Raw genomic sequence first — 20,213 nt, 5'->3', positions numbered from 1 at the left:
TATGTTATTGTTTGCCCTTGCATTATTGGTAGTCGTAGGGCTAGGTGGATATAAACTTTATAAAACCATTAACGCTGCGGATGATTCATACGATGCCCTTTCCCGCGGAAATAAATCAAATCTTCGCAGCGAAGTTGTAGACATGAAGAAAAAACCATTTTCTATTTTATTTATGGGAATAGAGGATTACGCGACCAAAGGACAAAAAGGGAGATCAGACTCTCTTATTGTAGTTACCCTTGATCCCAAAAATAAAACCATGAAAATGCTGAGCATTCCGCGTGATACACGGGTGCAATTAGCCAGTGACACAACCGGAAGCAAAACAAAGATTAATGCCGCTTTCAGCAAAGGCGGAAAAGATGAGACAGTTGAAACCGTTGAAAACTTCTTGCAAATCCCGATCGATAAATATGTGACAGTTGATTTTGACGGATTTAAAGATGTGATTAATGAAGTCGGCGGTATTGATGTAAATGTGCCTTTCGATTTTGATGAAAAAAGTGACGTAGACGAAAGCAAACGGATCTACTTTAAAAAAGGCGAGATGCACTTAAACGGCGAAGAAGCCTTGGCGTATGCCCGTATGAGAAAACAGGATAAACGCGGAGATTTTGGCCGTAATGACAGACAGAAACAAATTTTAAATGCACTGATTGACCGAATGTCAAGTGCAAGCAACATTGCTAAGATCGATAAAATCGCAGAAAAAGCAAGCGAAAACGTTGAAACCAATATCCGCATTACGGAAGGTTTAGCGCTGCAGCAGATTTACAGCGGCTTTACCAGCAAGAAAATTGATACGTTGAGCATCACAGGTTCTGATTTGTATTTAGGACCTAACAACACGTATTATTTTGAACCTGATGCCACAAATCTGGAGAAAGTCAGAAAAACGCTCCAAGAGCATTTAGATTATACTCCAGATACAAGCAGCACTGGCACAGATGAAAGTACGACAACTGACGGTACGACAAGCGGAAGCAGCTATTCGAATGACAGCAGCACAAGCTCAAACAATACAACGAATTCAACAACTGATTCATCTTATTAAAAAAATGCCCGGTCCTTTAGAGGATCGGGCATTTTCGCGCAGAAAAAACTCCGGCTATTGTGCCGGAGTTTTTTAATTTCTTTTCACCAGCCGTTTATAAAATTTCGTAAACGGCTTAAATTTTTCATTCACGAGTCCTGTCACTTCTGCTATGATCTGCATAAAAATAATTAAAATGAAGATAATAAACAAAGAGAGCCAAATTGTGGCACTTTTGAGTACAATTGCACTTATGCTGAAAATAAATCCAATCAGATAAATAACAATGACCGACATCCGATGTGAAAGGCCAAATGCCATCAGTCTGTGGTGGATATGGGACTTATCGGGTGCAGATATCGGCTGTTTGTTTAATATTCTCCTGATGATAGCAAATGTTGTATCAAAAATTGGCACGCCTAAAATAATAACCGGTATAACGATACTGAACAATGTTACGCTTTTATACAGACCTAATAATGAAAGAATCGAAATACTATACCCTAAAAAAAGTGATCCTGTATCACCCATAAAGATTTTTGCCGGGTGAAAGTTGTAAAACAAAAATCCAAGTGTGCTACCGATCACAACCAATGAGAGCGACAGAATCAGTACTTTTCCACCGGATAGCGCCATAACGGCGATTGTTGACAAGCCAATAACAGAGAGACCGGCGGCAAGGCCATCCAATCCGTCAATCAGATTAATCGCGTTTGTAATGCCGACAATCCATAATACAGTCAGCGGATAAGCCAGCCATCCTAACTCAAATCGTTCTGCTAAAAAAGGCACTGAGAAAAAGTCCATTTTTAAGCCAGTGCTTACAATCATAATGGCTACACCTAATTGAATCAAAAACTTAACTTTTGCACTTAATTGATATTTATCGTCAAGAATACCTAACACAATAATGATGAATGCTCCGACTGTAATAGCCGTCATTCTTGTTTCTGTGTAAATACCGGATGCAAGCACGCCTGCAACCACCCCGATAAATATGGCCAGCCCGCCCATCCGGGGCATAATTTTGTCATGTACTTTTCGATTGCTGGGCTGATCAACTGCACCTATTTTAATCGCAATCCTTTTTACGATTGGGGTTATGATTAAAACTGTAAGCAGCGAGACAATAAACGCAACAACAATGCGAATCATGCGTTCGTCAAGCATAAAGAAGTCTCCTTTGGAATTAAATGAAGTCTTTATTTATATAGAGAACCGTTCCTTCCATTATACCTTCTCCTTAGTTATTATAACAAGCTTCATCAAAAAGAAACACGTATAATCAAAAAACGCGCATCCCAAATTATAGGACTACGCATGTTTTTGAATCCCTGTATATTTCATAATTTGTTTAAATAAGCAATTCCAATCCTGTGCGCGGGCGATGTTTCTGCGTATTTCTTTATACGTTTCATCTCCGTTTTGGCCGATTACTTTTTCGCACGCAGCTATAAAATCAAGCGGATGATCGCCTTCTACATATTCGTATACATACGGCTTTTTCATTTTTGAGGTTGACGGAAGATTAGAGCCGACAACAGGCTTTCCAGCCGCTAAAAATTCAAATAGTTTCAGCGGAAACACAGCTTGATTATACGATGATTTTTTATATGGCATGATGCCAATGTCGATAAGCTCCATATAATGCGGAACTTCTTTTGGGTCTGCCGGGCCGCTCCATATAACATTGGGAAGTCTCAGAAGCTCTTGAAACGAAACGTCGCCATTGGTGGCATCCGGGCCAACCCATAAAAATGTCCACTCAGGCTTTTGGAGAGCAGCCTCTTCAATCATTTTAAAATCGAGCTTAGGTTTAATCCCGCCGATAAAGCCTAATACTGTTCCTTCTCTTCCCTGCAATATGCTGCGATCAGGAGCCGGTTGATTTGCAGAAAACAGCTCATATTCAACACCGTTTTCGACAGTATGCACCTTTTCTCGCCCTTCAGTCAGTTTCTTATCTACTTCTTTGTGAAGATAATCCGATGAACAGGTAATGGAATCTGCACGATATATAATTCTCAGCTCCGCCGATTTAATGACTTTTCGCCGGAATTCAGACAGCAGATTTGAACGGCCGCTGATCGGCGCCGCCCATAAATCACTGCAATCATAAATGACCTGATCCCAGGGATACAGCGATGACAGCAGCGGGAATCCGGGGAACGTATACCATAAACAGCAGCGTTCACCGTTTGCAGAAGCAGAGGTCAGTTCATCAAGTAATGGTGAGAGCTTATGTCTGTAAAAGACATCTGTATATCGTCCGAAACGAAACATTTTTTTCTGCAGCAAGTCTTTGATAGCGAATTGCCTGATGCCTGAATGAACTTGCTGAAATTCATTTCCTTGGGGGCGCGGAGCCGGACACACCCAAATGACTTCCTTCGTTTCCTCCTGAGCAGCTAAAAATTCCGCCAGCCGATGCCTTCTGTATCTCAATTGGTCTTTTCCCCATTCGGCAGTGGCAACGATGACATGAATGATTGCTTCTTTTGTTTCCACCTTCATCACCTTTTCTCTCTGTTTGCGGCTATAATCTCTTTTTCACCGCGTTTTTTGCATATTGAACAAAACACCATGTTGCTTTGATTAAATGAAGCCGTTCGATCTCCCTATAGACAAACCACGTTTTTTTCGCAGCCTTCCATTTGTTGCTGGATATCGAGTTATTTACAAGCCGATATTCAGCAAGGCATTCATTTATACCATATGCGGTAAATCCCTTTTTCAAAAGAGACAGCCATGTGGCCAAGTCCTGTCTCGTTCTGATATTTGGCATTTGGATCTGTCCCGTTTGCTCCCTGTCAATCATCACCGTCAAGCAGCCGATAATCGTATTTTTCAGAGCGTCATCGTACGTCAGGCTTTCCGGAGCATGAATAAATTTATCGAGCGGGGTCCCGTCCTGCGCCATTAAGCTGTAGCCTGTGAAAGAAAACGCACAGGAACGTTCCATCATAAACTCAAGCTGCTTTTCCAGTTTGTCTTCTTTCCATTTGTCATCACTATCCAGAAATGCTACGTAACGTCCTTGAGCGCGCTCCAATGCTTTATTGCGAGCAACTGCAGCTCCGCTGTTCTCGTCCAGATACACCACATGAATTCTTTCATCTATCTTTTCATACTGCTGTAAAATGTCGCGTGTGCCATCCGTTGAGCAATCATCCACGATAATCATTTCCCAATGAGAGTGGCTCTGATCTAACACTGAATGAATCGTGTCTTCAATATAGTCACGCGCATTAAAGGAAGGCGTAATGACAGATACGAGAGGTTTCCAATTGGTCATGATCACATCTCCATCGTATGATTTTAAAAGGATTCCCTGAAAAATTCAGGAATGACAACGAACATAAAGGCAATCGTGAGGCCAATCATAACGCCGAGAACCGCTTTCTTTTTCGGAGACATTCCGCCGCCTGCTGTCTCACTTACAGTTTCAGAATCCGTGACACTGGCCGCTTTCAAATTAAGCTGCGTGTTTTTCAGCTCATACAAAAATCTCTCTTTATCCACTTTGGAATCCTCGCTCACCGACTCGCCTTCGAGCGCATCTATGGTGCGGCGGATGACGGCTTCTCTTTCTGCATACAGTTTTTGATCGTTTTTGAGAAAAGCAGAGGAAATGGCATTTAAGACGGATTCCGTTTTATCCTTATCCTTGTCGCTATAACTCAATGTCAGCAAAGATTTGGATTCCGTTTTGATGGTAACCTTCTCTTTGATCTCTGCCAAATCTTCATCCTTTTCGTCAGGAAGCGCCTCCTTCAAAAAAGAGTCGCTCTTGAGCAAAAGGGGAATCTCCTCTATGCTGTTATAAACCGGATGGTCATATCTCCCCACAGCTAAAGTGTCCTCAGCTGTATAGCTCTTTTGATCAGCGATCTGTGACGGCAGGATATACCCCGCCGCACCTAATATAATGGGCACTGCTATTATCCAAATGATATTTTTTTTAATGCGACGGGCTATTCTTATCAATATATCGTTCATATAAGTCTCCCTGCTTTTTGTAGTCTGTTTATCTGTACATCGGTTCAGGCATCTGTCTGGATCGCCTTAACACATTGACGGCGGCGATGACGAGTGCCAGAAACACCCAATGGAAAAATAAATTTGAAACAGAGCTTGGGCTGATACTAGATACCAGAAAACTGACCAGAGCAGTAATAAGCCCTTCTGTGATCAGTTTTGACTGATTTTCTAATTTTCTTTCATAAAATTTGTAAAGCACCCATATGAGGTAGGCATAAACGGCCAGATATCCCAGCATGATGAACAAGCCAAAGTTAGTAAGGATTTCAACGAGCCAGTTGTGCACCTCTGCCACATTGTCAGTATCATATAAAGCATTGTGCTCAAGATAATAGGATACATTCCCTGCTCCGACTCCGAATCCGTATGAATCAAGGAAAAAGTGCCATGCGTTTTTCAGCAGATTGGCCCGGGCCACATTTGATGGAAGCCTGTCATGAAATGAATGCAGTGTCTGTGGTGCCAGAAACAGCTCCCAAAACTTTGAATAAATTCGGCTGGCGAAAAGAACTGCAAAAATGGCAATTCCCGCCGCTGACAGCCATATGGCCATTTTCTTTAGAACAGGCGGCAATACAATGAAGATATAGACAGCAATGCCTGCAAAAATCCCCAGAAGGCTGGCTCTTGAACCAGTGGCAAAAATTAAATACAACGTACAGAGCGAAAGCACAAGGCCAATCGCCTTGATGTATCCATTCTTTATGTTTTTCATCAAAGTGATGTAAAAAAAGAAGCTGATTGATAAAAAGGTCGCAAAGTCATTTTGATTAAAAAATACCGAGGTCGGATAATGTTGCTTATATTCCGGTCCGCTGTACAGCGTGGAACTCGGGAGATGATGATGGGTGATATGATTGTAAAAACCAATGATCATTAGGAATACTGTCATCACCAGCCAAATGGCATAAACAATCATCAGCCGCTCCATTTTTTGCACATACATGACAATGAGGTAAATGAAGAAAATTCCCATTGCCAATAAGGCCAAATATTTGATGCCGGCTGTCACCGACTTAGCCCATAGCAGAGAAACAAGGCCGTATATAAACCAAAAGGCGAAAAAGAGCAATATCCCTTTCACTTGCAGTCCGTTCCATCTTTCAATATGTGTTCGATTCCGAACCATCCCGATCACATGGAGGCACCCCGCTGCAATGAGCAGAAGCCTGTAAAGGAACAAACTGAAAAACCCAAGATGTATCGCGAAAAATGCATTATTTAAAAAAGTGCAGGCGATCAAAATATAGATTACAGCCATAAAGAGCCGTTCTTTTGTTGTAAATGCGGTTGCAAGCGTCAGCGCAAACAGACCGATCGCCAACACCGCAAGCAGGGCAGCCATCTGTATGAAACCTATATCTTTCCGGATGGCTCCCAGCAATAGGACGACTCCAACTATGACAGCGGCCAGTAACGCAAGCGTATGGACCGCTGAACGTTTGATACTCACATGTTTAACCCCTTTCCTGATGTTTCAGGAGCCGGCGGCCGAGCCTAGCAGCCGGCAGTTTCAACCAAGTAACACTTTTTTCTTTTTATAAATTGACACTCCCCAAGTCTTTAGCCAACTCCTCGAGCGGCAAGCCCGGAAAATACTTGTCAGAAGGTTCCGTTCCCCGAACAGAAGGACGGCCGATAGAGTGGTAGATGTATCCTGCTGCCTGCATCTCTTCAAGTGAAAATAAATTTCTGCCGTCGATGATGATTGGCTGTTTTAAGAGGGTTTTCACCTTTACAAGCTCCATTTCTTTGACTTCCGGCCAGTCCGTTAAGATCAGGCAGGCATCTGTGCCCTCAATCGCATCATACACATCTGTGTAATACTCGACCTGTTCGCCAAGGATCGCTGAAGCTTCAGGAATAGCGATCGGATCGTAAGCTTTTACATGTGCGCCCAGCTGTTGCAGCATCGGAATAATATCAAGAGCGGGAGCGGATCTCACATCGTTTGTATTCGGCTTGAAGGCCAATCCGAGGACGGAAATGGTTCTTCCTTTGATGCTTCCCATAACAGTTAAGAGTTTATCTACAATATGAACGCGCTGCTTTTCGTTCGTTTCAATGACAGCTTCGATGAGCTTAAATGGATAGCCAGCCGATTTTGCGATTTGAAGCAATGCGGTTGTATCCTTAGGAAAACAGGAGCCGCCAAACCCAATACCCGCTTTTAGAAACTTTCTGCCGATACGGCTGTCAAGCCCCACGCCATCAGCAACTTTTGAAACATCTGCGCCGACTCGCTCACAAATGTTTGCGATATCGTTAATAAAGGAAATCTTTGTCGCCAGAAACGCATTCGCGGCGTATTTAATCATTTCTGCACTTTCTAAGTTTGTTTTAATGACAGGAGCATGGAAAGGCTGGTGCAGATCCTCAATGATGGCAGCAGCTTTATGACTTGTTGAGCCAATCACGGCACGCTCCATATTCATCGTGTCATGAATCGCTGAGCCCTCCCGAAGGAATTCAGGGTTAGATACAACATCAAACGAGAATCTTCCCTTTGAAGCTTTTTGAACGATAGATTGAACGAGTTTTCCTGTTCCGACCGGGACTGTGCTTTTATTTACGATCACTTTATAGCCGTTGAGGTGCTCACCAATTGTTTTCGCTGCCGCTTTTACGTATGTTAAATCTGCTTCACCTGTTTTGGACATCGGCGTTCCGACTGCAATATAAATAATGTCTGACGCCCGAATGGCGGACGGGATATCGTTAGTAAAGGACAGACGCTGATCCAGCACATTTTTTTCAACTAAGTCTGCAAGCCCTGGCTCATAGATCGGGATTACCCCATTTTTCAGACTTCTGATTTTTGATTCATCGATATCACAGCAAACAACTTTATTGCCGATCTCCGCAAAGCAAGTGCCTGACACGAGTCCTACATAACCTGTTCCAATGACAGCTATCTTTTTCACAGTGCTCATCCCTCTCCTGTAAAATGACCTTCCTATTTATATTGGTCGCAGTTTCTTACGATTAAACGGACGTTTTCATGACCGTCTGATACTGTTGATGCAAAGCCTTGGCATTTTTTCCGGCGTCAAATTGAGCCTGCACGATTTCATACAAATCATCTGCTACTTCTGGTTTCCAAATTTGCTCATGTTCGTACAGAGCGATCGCCTCCGCCAAGGCTTGAGCCGATTTCGGTTGAATCAACAGATGCCGATGCTTTCCGAATAACGATGCCACACCGCCAACATCTGTACAGATGACAGGAACCCTTAGCGCCAGCGCCTCAATCACGACAGTCGGCATCCCCTCACTGTAAGAAGGAAGCACGAACATGTCTGCCGCAAGCAAATAGTCTCTTACCTTATGATTCGGCACTTGGCCTGTGACGATATGTCCTTTCTGGGTCAGCATTGATTTTGCAGGACCATCCCCGACAAAGACTGCCGTAGGAGGTTCCTTCAACGATTCGATGGCTTCAGACAGTTCAAAAATGCCTTTCTCCCTGACGAGCCGGCCCACATAGACGGCCAGACGCTGACCGAGCGGGAGCCCGAGTTTTTCTCTGATTTCTTCTTTTGTCTGCTTATTCTCCTGAAAACGGCTGAGCTGTATGCCGATCGGCAAAACCGAGCTTTCAAAGCCAGATAGCTTTTTGGTTTCTTCCTGGAGCTTGTCGCTGACTGCTAAAACGGCTGACGCAGAACCTACCGCACGATTGAAGGCTTTAAACGCCCCTTTGCTGTAATGCGGATAGACATTCACATCACTTCCGTGCAAGGTCAGAACATAAGGAATTCGCTCTGACTCCGACACGACTGCCGCAGCCCCGCCCGATGGCATGGCAAAATGCGCATGGATCAGATCCGGATGTAAGTCGTGCTGTTTCATTGTTTTTAAAACAGATGATGCGATTCTCCGGTGAGGCTGCGCCCACTTCAGCTGGCCGGGAACTGCTCGATAGAAAGGCCGGTAAACCGGTATCCCCTTCCTAATCTCATACTCCGGTCTGGCATCCTTTTTTCGATATGCCTTTTTCAGCATGCGGACAGGCGCAGAGTGAAAAGGCCTTGGGCATATGACGGTGATATCAAGCCCGAGCTTTTGCAGCTCTTGCACCTGTGTCTCATGAAACACACCCTCACCGGGTTTCAGGCTGCTCGGATATACGCTTGTGATCCACAAAATCTTCATGACAAACGCCCTTTTCTTAGTAGTTTGCTTTTCGTTTGAGGGTACGCTTTTACTAAAAGAAAGAGATAGCATAGCGCCCCGGCCGCCACTGAAATGGCCAGCCGCATTTCTGCCTGCAGACTGAAGTGTTCCGTACCTAGGCTTACACCAAACGCGATGATGGCCATCACGGCTGTGAGCAGAAACGGCTTGATAATCGACTGGAAATAAGCCGAAAGGTTAAGTTTGATGACATAAGCCAGCAGCCAGCGTCCGATCAGGAAATTGAAAACGCTAATGATGGCGTATACCCATGCGACTGTCAGCAGACTTCCCGTTTGAACGGCTGCAAATAATGACAATCCGTACAGCAGCAGTACACCGGAATCCCAATAAAACGCTAAGTCCGCTCTTCCTTTAGCAAGAAGCACAGATCCATTTGGATTCATGAGCACTCTGAGTATCCCGACAACGGCCAGAACATTTAGGACTGGAACAGCCGCAAGCCATTTTTCTCCGAAAACTGATGCGATAAAGGCATCTGATACAGACACGAGCCCGATTAACAGCGGAAACGAAACAAGCGCCAGCATTTTTGTCATATTCAGAAAGCCTTCTCTGATCACGCTGTTTTCATATTTGTTTTTTGCGAAAACAGGGAATGCCACGCGTGTCACGATCGGATTGATCTTCAAAACCGGAATGGTGACAATCTGGTAAGCAAGGTTATAAATCCCCAATGCTTCAGCACCAATAAAACGGCCGATCAAAATCATATCGATATTCGCTCCCAGCCTGTTCACAAGGCGGGATGAAAGCTGAAAGGCTCCAAAGGAAAAGAACGCCTTCATTCCCCTCAAGTCAAAAACAAAAGCGGGGTGCCATTTTTTCCGGTATACGGCCCAATATAAAATCCCTTTACTGGACTGCAGCAGCACTTGAGAAATGACGTACGCCAAAATTGCATCCATCATAAAAACCGCTACAGCTAAATATCCGAATGACAATACATTTGAAAAAATCTCAATTTTGCTTAACGTATTAAAATGCAACTGCTTTTGCAGCATATACTGATACTGCTGTCCGATTGGCGCGATCAAAAACATAATCGCTAAAATCCGAATCAGAAACACCAGCTCTTCCCTTTGATAAAATCCCGCAATCACAGGACTGCTCACATATAAAAGAACAAACAGCAAAACGCCGGTCATAATGTTAAGCCAATATAATGTTGACATCTGGCGCTCCGTCGCATCATCTCTCTGAATTAACGCTGCGCCAAAACCCATATCAAGCACAATCTGGGCGAAAACTGTAACCGTTGTGATCATGCCGACGAGTCCAAATTCCGTTAAGGTCATCATATTTCCTAGCAGGGCAAACTGAACGATTTGTATGATTGTAATACACATGGTTGAAATACTTGTCCACTTTGCACCGCTCAAGATTTGTTTAGTAATACTTGGCATCATATTCCCTACTTCTTTTTAAGCTCAGATTGATGGTGAATGCAGGCATTCAGTTTTATCTTGCACCATCACCTGTCCAGACTACTTTACAAGTTTTTAACATAATTTTTAATTCCAAAGTGAAAGTCAGATTGCGAATGTAATATAAATCAAATATCAGCTTTTCCTTCGGCGTCATATCGTAACCGCCGTTCACCTGAGCCCAGCCGCTCAATCCCGGTTTAACAGCCAGACGCTGTGTAAAGCCTGGAATCTCATTCTGGAATTTTTCCGTAAACACAGGACGTTCCGGACGAGGGCCAATCATACTCATGTCGCCTTTCAGCACATTAAATAGCTGAGGAAGCTCGTCAATTCTCGTTCTTCTGATAAAAGCTCCGATCCTCGTCACCCGCGGATCTTGCTTCTGCGCCCAAACAGCACCGGACTTCTCGGCATCTATTTTCATGGAACGAAGCTTATAAAGCTTAAATGGTTTCCCGCCTTTCCCTACGCGTTCCTGCGTATATATGGCAGGTCCCGGCGTCTCCAAACAAATCAATATTGAAAATACCGCAATCATTGGCAGCGCAATCGCCAATCCAATGAGCGCAAACCAAATATCCATTACGCGTTTTACTGCCAAATAACGAGCCGTCTTTTCAGATAATGTAAATGAATGTATTTGCTGGACTGAGAATTCACGACTCACATTCATGCTTTTCTCTGCACTCACTGACACACACCTCACGATTTGTTTGGGATGTTATGATGACCTATGCCAGTCAGTTTAGCAGACGGATGTTAATTGGATGTAAATGGTATGTTAAGAAGTGTGAATTTGTTATTTTTTCTGACATTTATCCGTAAACTTTTTATTGTTTTAGACACTTTTTTTAAAAATTAAGCATATTGTTTAAAAAAAGAGACAAATCATTTTACTGATTTGTCTCTTTTCGTTGTGAAGCATTTAATATTGAAAATAAAACTTTGATTTAGAGGTTAACAGCTTGTATTGAACCTCAACCATTTTACTAAAGAATAACATGGATTTTCGTTCCACATTCCTTGTGTCCAGGACAATTGCTTGGTTATCCACTTTTGCACTGATTTTATTTTGGGAAGTGTTTATCGCAAATTCAATTAATCGCTCTTTCTTTACATGAGCAAGCTGTTCAAGCAAACTCTGCACGTTTACCGTCAATTTTGTACAATTAGGCTCTAACTCTATACGTTTTACCGGTAATGAGATTTCAGACTGTCCGGTATTCACAATCATTTTTGAATGATTTGGCAAACAGATTTGCTTATCTTTAAAAATAAATGATAAATCTTTTGATTCAGTTTCATATGAAAGTTCTGCTTCTGTATAGGCATGTTTCTTTATATCAATCGAAAGATTATCGTAGTTCATTGTGAAATATGGTCTTGCACTGAAGACAAACAACGCATTATGCCCTAAATACATCGTGTTTGTTGAATACTTATACGCAGCACGCTTGTTTCCGATTCTCGCCCTTAATTTATAGCCATCTATTGACGATTCAATAAAGAAATCCCAAACGCCTAAATCTTCTTCTGCAGATGCCAGTTCATCAAACTTGCACTCAAATGTAAATGTTGAATTTTCATACTTAGCCGGCGCAATATATTTTTCCGCCTTTGTATCGCGATGAACAAATACTCCTGTCAGAGATTGATTTTGATTCGTTTCATCATCCAACAATTTGTGTTTAATGGTTCCTTGAATGCTGAGGCTGTGATCGCTAAATTCAATATTCTGCAGATAATGTTCAAGCTTATTTTTATAATTTACTTTTAATAACTCTTCAGAAATTGGATAGCGTTCTAAGCTCGGATAACGTGCAATTAAATCCCCGTTATTTACAACACAGAACTTTTTAATGTCTTGTTCTTCACGCTCATACTGGGTTAACCCCTGCAAATCATTATTCCGAATAAACAGCAGCCGCAATTTGATATGCGGAAGGACAAATTGGTCAGCCTCTTCAGGTACTGCATGAATAAATGAGGACAAATATTTAAACCATTCAGCTCTTTCTTCATCTGTCTTCATTTTTATTGTGACATTTTTTGTCCGCGAAAAATCGAAATGCCTGTTTAAAAATACTGCCATCAGTTTCGTTTTTCTTGCTTCTTCCAGATCACTAGCCTTGATAGCAGAGATAATATCTTCCATTGCTCCATAAAAGTTCTCTGGGGGAACATAAGCAACACTCATATGTTCACCGTCTCTTTTGACCAGATAGTAATAATCATAGTCAGCTGAAACAGAAATCTTCTTTGCTTTTAAATAAGCGTTCATTGTGAAGACTTGATCTTCCGCTGCTTTTATGTGAGTAGGGAAGATGATTTGATTTTCTTTTAAAAGTGAGGCTTTAAACAGTTTTTGGGGTCCCAATGTGAAAACAATTTTGGAATCAACCAAATCAACATCTGGGTTTGTTTCCTTAAACATTGATTTGGGAACACCTCGGCCGTTTATCCCTTTTAACTTACCTAAAGTAATATCTGAATCATTCTCTTTTGAGAAATTGTACCATCTTAACAATGCTTCATTGCCTAGATAGTCATCGGAGTCAACAAACAGGATGTATTCACCTTTGGCAATTTTTATTGCATCATTCCGCGGTGCACCTGGACCGCCTGAATTTACGGTTCTTTCAACAACAACAATATTGTCATATTTCTTTTTATATCGATTCAAAATGTCTAAAGATGAATCCGTAGATTTATCATCGACACGTATAATCTCATAATCCTCTTTTGGCATCGTTTGGTTAACTAAGCTATCAAGACATTCGGAAATAAGATCTTCTGAATTATATACAGGGATAACAATGCTTATTTTCATCGATTACCTCACTACCCTAATGGATCGGTTATATTTTTGCCTGATAATTATATCAAAAACATCTGTCAATAAGAATAGGCCTAACCTTAAATTTTGTTAAACTTTTACATAGCATATGTGGTTTAAAATTTTTCTCATTTTATCGTATAAAAAAGCTTGCCGGCAATTCCTGATGGGTTCTGCCGGCAAGCCGCTATTGATGTCTACTAATTTAATCCCCTAATAATATCCAATGATTCCTTCATATATTGCTTGAGCTGCTTTTTCTTGATACAAAGCACTCTTTAACTTACTTGCGTCGTTCGCATTTGAAATGAACGCCAGCTCCGCTAAACTGCTCGGCATCGTTGATTCTCTGATGACATGGAAATTCCCGATTTTCACGCCGCGGTTTTGAGTATTGAGTGCTTTATAGAGTCTGTTTTGTATTTCTGTCGCAAGCCGTTTGCTGTTTTCTGACTCATATTTTGTATAATAGTAGGTTTCAGTACCGGTTGCTGCTGGGCTCGCTGAATTGGCGTGAATACTCACAAACAGGTTTGCATTATTGCTTTTTGCTTTTGCAACCCGCTCTGAAAGCTCTAAGAAAACATCTGTAGATCTGGCCATAATCGGAATGGCTCCACCATTGGAAAGTTTGCTGTTTACAAGCTTAGCAACAGCAAGGTTAACATCTTTCTCTTTTAAACCATTACCGACCGCGCCGCTGTCATAACCACCGTGTCCTGCATCCACAAATACCTTTTTGCCTACAATTACATTTTTAAGCTGGTTCACGACATTTGTTTTCACTGAAATAGTTCCCCCAAGAACTGTGAAGGTATTCTTGCTATTTGATCCGATGACTGTTCTTGTCGCAGTCGGCAATGAACCGGCGTCAGTAAATAGCATTGGGCGATTTTGCTTCGCCGCCAGCACAGAACCCGCTAAAGCATCTGCATATTGATAGCCATTGCTGACAAATGCAGCTTTTGATGAAGAATAATACTTTTTCGCTATGTTGGCAGCCACTTCAAAACGGCTGTTCCCGCCGATTCTTGTTGGTGATGGCAACTGGCTGTAAACGCTTTTTGAGACACTGATTTCTCCCCCGACCACAATAGTCGATGTTGTTCCTTTGCTGTTCATCGCATTTTTCGTTGGTTCGGGAATAGAGCTTGCAGTCGTCAGTAGAATTGGAATACCGTTACGGGCAGCATAAGAACCGATTGCCAGACTGTCAGCATATGCCGTTCCATTTGCGATTACTGCTTTTGAATTTGAAGACAATTTTTTAGAAATATTTTGAGCAACTTCATAGCGGCTTCTTCCGCCGATCCGTTCCACATTGGAAATACCCAATTTTTTAATGTCACTTACAACGTTGTTAGAAACACTTATTGTTCCGCCAATGACGATAACCTTGCTCGGTTTAAGCTGGCTGATTCTGTCTTTCGTCGGCGCAGTCAGTTTAGATGATTCCGTCAATAAAATCGGGGCATTGTATTTATAAGCTAGAGGAGCAGCAGTTAATACATCTGCATACGCTGTTCCGTTTGCCACAACAACCGTGCTCGCACTGCTCCAGCCTTGTTTTGAAACATTCACAGCAACCTCATATCTGCTTGCTCCATCCAGCCTTGTAACAGAGTTTGCCGCAAACGCATTTGGTACAAATAACACGACTCCTAGTATCAGTATAGGTATGCTTTTAAGAAAGATCCGCAAAGATAGTCCCTCCAAAGATTCATAATGATTCATAAATCAAATAACGAACAAAGGAGGCATCTCGCCTCCTTTGACTCTAACAATCTTTTAATAGCTTGATAGAGTTGTTCCCGGATAGTAAAAACTTAAAATTTTTGTATAAGATTGTCCGGCAGCTGCTCTGGCATTGGCTCCGTACTGACTCATGCCTATGCCGTGTCCGTATCCTTTACCGCTAATGAGAAAGGCGTTTGTATTGCTTGAGACAGAAGCATATGTACTCTTCATATTGGAAGCGCCAAGCATCGTTCTCAGCTCTGTTGCAGGTACAGTAATTGTTGCTGTTTTTTCACTGAGGCTTCCATTTGACAGGATATAGCCATTTGATTTTTCTTTCACGAAATATGAGAATGTGACGCTTGCTGTTTTCGGCCGCTGACCGGCAGTTTTCTCCGTGCTGAATTTCACACTGGATATTTTCGTGATTTTGATAGACTCGGCATTGCTGTATTTATTTTTAATAAACCAGCTTTTCAAACCGCTCAAATATGATAAGTTTGTTTCATTTTTAGAGCTCCACCATGAACCCGGGCTTTTCAGATTCAGACTGCTCTTATCAAGCTGGGTTTTATTTAAAGACAGAGACCAGCTGATTTGCGGGTCGTACGTATCTTTTTTGGCGATTAAATAAGGAAGCTGGCTGCTCCACACCTCACCGCTCGCTTCTGTGTAGCCGCCGTTGCTTGAGGAATACGTAGCTGAAATCAAATTCCCATTGTATTTCAAAACTTTTCCTTTTGTAGCTTCGACCACTTCTGAAGTTTTTGAATTCCAGTCATATCCGCCATATACCTGAAAAGCGGTGGTGTCTTGTACTTCTTTTCCGGCCGAATTAATGGAATAAGTTCTCGCTGCGACAGCTTGGGCTTTAAGCGCTTCTTTCTGCCAGCTGGCCGGCATTTCATGAGGCACAACACCCTTTAAATAATCTTCAAAGGGGATATTCACATTGATTGGCCGAACATATTTGCCTGACTCTATTGTAAATTTCATGTTTCCGAGATATGGCGTTCCGTTCAAACTGATAGAATTTGTAGTTGCATATTTTTTAGGCTGTGCTGCAAAAGACGTTCCAAGCGTCTTGATTGCAGTACTGTTTTTATAAAGCACTAGGTTTCCGCCGGTTAACTTGACTGTATATCCAGTTCCTGCAAAAGTATCTGCCAGTTTGTTCTTTAACGTATCACTGATGGAAATGCTTCCTCCAAGCAGCGCAAATGACTGAGTTCCTTTTGACGCTACCACATCAGCGACTGGTGACGGCAGGCTGCCTGATTCAACCAGCAGTAAAGGGCTTCCCTGCTTTGCTGCAAGCACAGATCCCGTTAATGCATCCGCGAATGTTTGGCCGTTTGACATAAATACCTTTGTTGCTTTCATATTTAATTCTTTAACGATATTGGCAGATACCTCATATCGGGAAACGCCGCCAATCCGTTTCACAGTTGCCTTCTTTTTTAATGCAGCTTCCACACCAGTGCTGACACTCAACGGACCGCCGACAATTGTAACCTTGCTTGGAATTTTGTAATCACTGCGGATGTTATTGTCTCCCGCAAGTAAAATCGGATAACCGTTCATTGCAGCATATGGCGCGATTGACAGGGCATCCGTAAAGACCATGCCTGTGGCCACTACTGCCTGGCTGTAATTCCCCATCCGATCGGCTATGTTTTTGGAAACCTCGTAACGTGTTGCTCCGCCAATCCGATCGATAGAACCATATTTTTTTAATGTATTTTCTACATTTTTAGAAACACTGATTGTCCCGCCAATGATGAGAATATTGTCAGGATTTAATTTTGCAATTTCGCTTTCTGTTTTTGGTGTTAGCGAATCTGCGTCTGTTAATAAAATCGGTGCATCGTACTTTTTGGCAAGCGGGGTTGCTGAGAGCGCATCGGCAAAAGCGTCCCGATTCACAATGACCACAGTCGTTGGATTTGTCCATCCGGCAGAGGCGACATTATTGGCAACATCAAAACGGGTTGCTCCTCCATATCGCTCCGTATCCGCAATTCTTGAGCCGGGAATTTCATATCCGCCTGTGATATCGACATCCAAACTTGATTTGCTGCCTACATAATTACTCAGCTTAACCGAAATGGTTTTATCAGCGGCTTTCGCAGTCTGCATAAACGCCGGACATGCTACAGCCGCCGCAGTGACTGACGATAGAAGCAAGAGCTTCATTTTTTTCAAAACATGGAACCCCCTAAGAGTTTTTTATTACTTTGTCTCAAGATCCTTAAGCATTAAAGCGCCATTTGAATCTTTTGTATATTTGACAACAACTTTTTGCCCTTCTGAAATGCTGTTCATTTTGTCCTGAAGGTCTGAACCAACCTGAATCGACGTCTCTTTATCATCAATAGTGACTGCAATTGTATGGCTGTCCGCCAAACCGGCAAAAGTGCCTTCCTTCGTTACTGTCTCTTCTGCAGCCGCATCCTGGCTGTCTGAATTTGTTTCTGCTCCTGATGAGTTCTGAGCTGTGCCGCACGCAGACAAAAGAAGCAGCATTGAGAACATTAAAATAGCAATTTTTTTCATTCCTATATCACCTCTCCACTTTTTATCGACAATTTTAAGCTTATTTTAAGATTTCTTTCAAAACAACGAAAAATTTTTGCGGATTTTCTTAAAATACCGAAACATTTGTTACAAGGAGCCGTCTATTGTAAAGAATCAGACAAATTTTAGTTGTTTTCAAATATTAAGAAACTTATAATCGTACTAGATTACAAAAAAGCGAGGACTTTATTATGAGAGCTGAAAAAAGAAAGAAAAAAAGAAAGGCATTACTTGTCATTTTAGCCATTGTGGCCGTATTTGTACTCGGAACTGGCGGCTATGCATACTACTTATGGCATAAAGCAGCATCAACCGTGGCAAGTATTCATGAAAGCATTGATAAATCGAAAAAGAGGGATAAAGAGGTCAGTATCAATAAAAAAGATCCTTTTTCCGTCTTAATCATGGGTGTGGATGAACGCGACGGCGATAAGGGCCGTGCCGATACGCTCATTTATATGACCGTTAACCCAAAAACGAATACAACCGACATGGTCAGCATTCCGCGTGACACGTATACAAAAATTATCGGAAAAGGCACAATGGATAAAATCAACCATTCATACGCTTTCGGCGGCACGCAGATGACGGTAGACACTGTTGAGAACTTCCTCGATGTTCCGGTTGATTATTTTGTGAAAGTGAACATGGAAAGCTTTAGAGACGTTGTTGATACACTTGGCGGCATTACAGTTAACAGCACATTCGCGTTCAGTTATGACGGTTATTCGTTCGGCAAAGGAGAAATCACGCTGAACGGAAAAGAAGCGCTCGCTTATACCCGGATGAGAAAAGAAGATCCGAGAGGCGACTTCGGACGCCAGGACCGCCAGCGCCAAGTCATCCAAGGTATTATTAATAAAGGCGCTAATATTTCTTCCATCACGAAATTCGGAGATATGTTTAAAGTTGTTGAAGATAATGTGAAAACGAACTTGACCTTCGATAACATGTGGGATATCCAGTCCGATTACAAAGGTGCACGGAAACATATTAAACAGCACGAACTAAAAGGTACAGGCACGAAAATCAATGGAATTTACTACTACCAAGCTGATGAAAGCGCCCTTTCCGATATTACAAAAGAGCTGAAGGAAAGCCTCGAAAAGTAAAACAAAAAGAAGCTTCGCACAATGTGCAAAGCTTCTTTTTTATTTGCCTGTAAATGAATCCGGTTGTTCTTTCCGGTACCCGTAATGAAACAGCAATTCTTCCACAATCCGGCGGGAAGCCTCTCCATCTCCATACGGATTAGAAGCCTGGGACATTTTTTCGTACTCATCATGATCAGTTAACAGCTGTTTTGCCAGCTGATAAATGTTTTCCTCATCCGTCCCTGCAAGTTTCAGCGTTCCCGCTTCCACTCCTTCAGGCCGTTCCGTCGTATCACGCAGAACAAGCACCGGTTTCCCGAGAGATGGGGCTTCCTCCTGCACGCCGCCCGAATCTGTCAATATAAAATGCGATTTCGCTGCAAAGTTATGGAAATCGATCACCTCTAAAGGTTCAATCAGATGCACTCTGTCAGAATCACCAAAATGCTTATGAGCCACTTCCCGGACAACAGGATTCAGGTGCACAGGGTAAACGACTTGTACATCTTCAAATTCCCCTACAATTCTGCGGATAGCCTTGAACATATTTTCCATTGGCTCACCCAAATTTTCCCGGCGGTGAGCGGTCAAGAGAATCATTTTATCCTCACCCACCTGATCGAGAACAGGATGTGAGTAAGCATCCCTAACCGTTGTGTTGAGTGCGTCAATCGCTGTATTGCCCGTTACAAAAATAGAGTCGGCCTTTTTGTTTTCTTTTAATAAATTGTCTTTCGCCTGGCCTGTCGGAGCAAAATGCAAATCAGCAATCGCCCCTGTCATCTGTCGATTGAGCTCTTCCGGAAACGGGGAATACTTATTCCCTGTACGGAGCCCCGCCTCCACATGACCGACAGCAATTTGATGGTAAAAAGCGGCTAGGCTTCCGGCAAACGTCGTCGTTGTATCACCATGGACAAGCACAATATCGGGTTTGATATCTTTAAACAACTCATCCAATTTTACAAGTGCGTTAGACGTAATCTCTGCCAGTGTCTGCCGCTCCTTCATAATGTTCAAATCGAAGTCAGGCTTGATATGAAACGCATCTAACACCTGATCGAGCATCTGTCTGTGCTGTGCAGTTACCGTTACATAGGAATCTATTTCAGGATATTTTTTCAATTCAAGCACAAGCGGTGCCATCTTGATCGCTTCAGGCCTGGTCCCGAAAACGGTCATAACTTTTAGTTTTTTCATATTTGTCACCTGGTTTCTTTGTTTAACGGGCTGTTAGATAGAATTTCGATTGGTCCGATTGTATAAAT

General features: G+C 42.5%; 16 protein-coding genes. 2 read left to right on the top strand and 14 right to left on the bottom strand.

The genetic code is table 11. From position 1 onward, the window contains the following. A partial coding sequence (locus RAC86_RS18810) for an LCP family protein (RefSeq protein WP_377885930.1) occupies positions 1 to 1,054 on the top strand: 1,054 nt, incomplete at its 5' end. A 72-nt stretch (positions 1,055 to 1,126) separates the two neighbouring features. Here the strand turns inward: RAC86_RS18810 and RAC86_RS18805 are convergent. From RAC86_RS18805 to RAC86_RS18745, 13 genes are all read right to left on the bottom strand, one after another. Beyond that, positions 1,127 to 2,203 (bottom strand): MraY family glycosyltransferase, encoded by a 1,077-nt coding sequence (locus RAC86_RS18805; protein ID WP_072565352.1) that lies wholly within the window; start codon positions 2,201 to 2,203, stop codon positions 1,127 to 1,129. A 144-nt stretch (positions 2,204 to 2,347) separates the two neighbouring features. Beyond that, positions 2,348 to 3,541, bottom strand: a complete 1,194-nt coding sequence (tuaH, locus tag RAC86_RS18800; RefSeq protein WP_377885931.1) for a teichuronic acid biosynthesis protein TuaH — start codon at positions 3,539 to 3,541, stop codon at positions 2,348 to 2,350. A gap of 28 nt (positions 3,542 to 3,569) precedes the next feature. Then, positions 3,570 to 4,328, bottom strand: coding sequence for a teichuronic acid biosynthesis protein TuaG (tuaG, locus tag RAC86_RS18795; protein ID WP_072565353.1), 759 nt, complete (start codon positions 4,326 to 4,328; stop codon positions 3,570 to 3,572). Positions 4,329 to 4,351: 23 nt separating this feature from the next. Then, the gene (gene tuaF, locus RAC86_RS18790) at positions 4,352 to 5,032 is read right to left on the bottom strand and encodes a teichuronic acid biosynthesis protein TuaF (RefSeq protein ID WP_072565354.1); all 681 of its coding nucleotides are present in this window, start codon (positions 5,030 to 5,032) and stop codon (positions 4,352 to 4,354) included. 28 nt (positions 5,033 to 5,060) lie between these two features. After that, entirely contained in the window at positions 5,061 to 6,527 is a 1,467-nt protein-coding gene (gene tuaE / locus RAC86_RS18785) for a teichuronic acid biosynthesis protein TuaE (protein WP_072565355.1), read from the bottom strand. A gap of 85 nt (positions 6,528 to 6,612) precedes the next feature. Further along, positions 6,613 to 7,998, bottom strand: coding sequence for a UDP-glucose 6-dehydrogenase TuaD (gene tuaD / locus RAC86_RS18780; protein ID WP_072183706.1), 1,386 nt, complete (start codon positions 7,996 to 7,998; stop codon positions 6,613 to 6,615). A gap of 61 nt (positions 7,999 to 8,059) precedes the next feature. Further along, positions 8,060 to 9,229 (bottom strand): teichuronic acid biosynthesis protein TuaC, encoded by a 1,170-nt coding sequence (gene tuaC, locus RAC86_RS18775; protein ID WP_072183704.1) that lies wholly within the window; start codon positions 9,227 to 9,229, stop codon positions 8,060 to 8,062. Next, on the bottom strand, positions 9,226 to 10,677 hold the full coding sequence (gene tuaB, locus RAC86_RS18770) for a teichuronic acid biosynthesis protein TuaB (protein WP_072566787.1): 1,452 nt from the start codon (positions 10,675 to 10,677) through the stop codon (positions 9,226 to 9,228). The genes tuaC and tuaB overlap by 4 nt, the downstream gene beginning before the upstream one ends. A 55-nt stretch (positions 10,678 to 10,732) precedes the next feature. Then, positions 10,733 to 11,392, bottom strand: coding sequence for a sugar transferase (locus tag RAC86_RS18765; RefSeq protein WP_014115374.1), 660 nt, complete (start codon positions 11,390 to 11,392; stop codon positions 10,733 to 10,735). Positions 11,393 to 11,626: 234 nt separating this feature from the next. After that, a complete protein-coding gene (tarQ, locus tag RAC86_RS18760) occupies positions 11,627 to 13,531 on the bottom strand; it encodes a (poly)ribitol-phosphate teichoic acid beta-D-glucosyltransferase TarQ (RefSeq protein ID WP_377885929.1) in 1,905 nt (634 codons plus the stop codon). A 219-nt stretch (positions 13,532 to 13,750) separates the two neighbouring features. Beyond that, complete coding sequence (locus RAC86_RS18755) at positions 13,751 to 15,238, bottom strand: N-acetylmuramoyl-L-alanine amidase (protein ID WP_131228364.1); 1,488 nt, start codon at positions 15,236 to 15,238, stop codon at positions 13,751 to 13,753. A gap of 87 nt (positions 15,239 to 15,325) precedes the next feature. After that, positions 15,326 to 17,479: a SpoIID/LytB domain-containing protein gene (locus tag RAC86_RS18750; RefSeq protein ID WP_377885928.1), complete on the bottom strand. Its 2,154-nt coding sequence runs from the start codon at positions 17,477 to 17,479 to the stop codon at positions 15,326 to 15,328. 27 nt (positions 17,480 to 17,506) lie between these two features. After that, complete coding sequence (locus RAC86_RS18745; RefSeq protein ID WP_015384797.1) at positions 17,507 to 17,830, bottom strand: hypothetical protein; 324 nt, start codon at positions 17,828 to 17,830, stop codon at positions 17,507 to 17,509. A gap of 212 nt (positions 17,831 to 18,042) precedes the next feature. On the opposite strand from RAC86_RS18745, the gene tagU reads away from it, so the two are divergent. Beyond that, positions 18,043 to 18,963 carry a polyisoprenyl-teichoic acid--peptidoglycan teichoic acid transferase TagU gene (gene tagU, locus RAC86_RS18740; RefSeq protein WP_015251104.1) on the top strand — a complete coding sequence of 307 codons (921 nt, stop codon included), beginning with the start codon at positions 18,043 to 18,045 and terminating at the stop codon, positions 18,961 to 18,963. Positions 18,964 to 19,002: 39 nt separating this feature from the next. Here the strand turns inward: tagU and wecB are convergent, their stop codons facing one another. Continuing rightward, complete coding sequence (gene wecB / locus RAC86_RS18735) at positions 19,003 to 20,145, bottom strand: non-hydrolyzing UDP-N-acetylglucosamine 2-epimerase (protein ID WP_326144494.1); 1,143 nt, start codon at positions 20,143 to 20,145, stop codon at positions 19,003 to 19,005. Between the last annotated feature and the right edge of the window lie 68 nt (positions 20,146 to 20,213).

Source organism: Bacillus sp. LR_5, assembly GCF_042709275.1.
The sequence above is the reverse complement of the archived record's forward strand: the minus strand, read 5'-3'. Positions and strand labels throughout refer to the sequence as shown.

Coding starts and splice junctions, on each gene's coding strand:
- RAC86_RS18805 (WP_072565352.1), bottom strand. CDS start 2,203: ATGCTTGACGAACGCATGATTCGCATTGTTGTTGCGTTTATTGTCTCG.
- tuaG (WP_072565353.1), bottom strand. CDS start 4,328: ATGACCAATTGGAAACCTCTCGTATCTGTCATTACGCCTTCCTTTAAT.
- tuaF (WP_072565354.1), bottom strand. CDS start 5,032: ATGAACGATATATTGATAAGAATAGCCCGTCGCATTAAAAAAAATATC.
- tuaC (WP_072183704.1), bottom strand. CDS start 9,229: ATGAAGATTTTGTGGATCACAAGCGTATATCCGAGCAGCCTGAAACCC.
- tuaB (WP_072566787.1), bottom strand. CDS start 10,677: ATGCCAAGTATTACTAAACAAATCTTGAGCGGTGCAAAGTGGACAAGT.
- tarQ (WP_377885929.1), bottom strand. CDS start 13,531: ATGAAAATAAGCATTGTTATCCCTGTATATAATTCAGAAGATCTTATT.
- RAC86_RS18745 (WP_015384797.1), bottom strand. CDS start 17,830: ATGAAAAAAATTGCTATTTTAATGTTCTCAATGCTGCTTCTTTTGTCT.
- tagU (WP_015251104.1), top strand. CDS start 18,043: ATGAGAGCTGAAAAAAGAAAGAAAAAAAGAAAGGCATTACTTGTCATT.
- wecB (WP_326144494.1), bottom strand. CDS start 20,145: ATGAAAAAACTAAAAGTTATGACCGTTTTCGGGACCAGGCCTGAAGCG.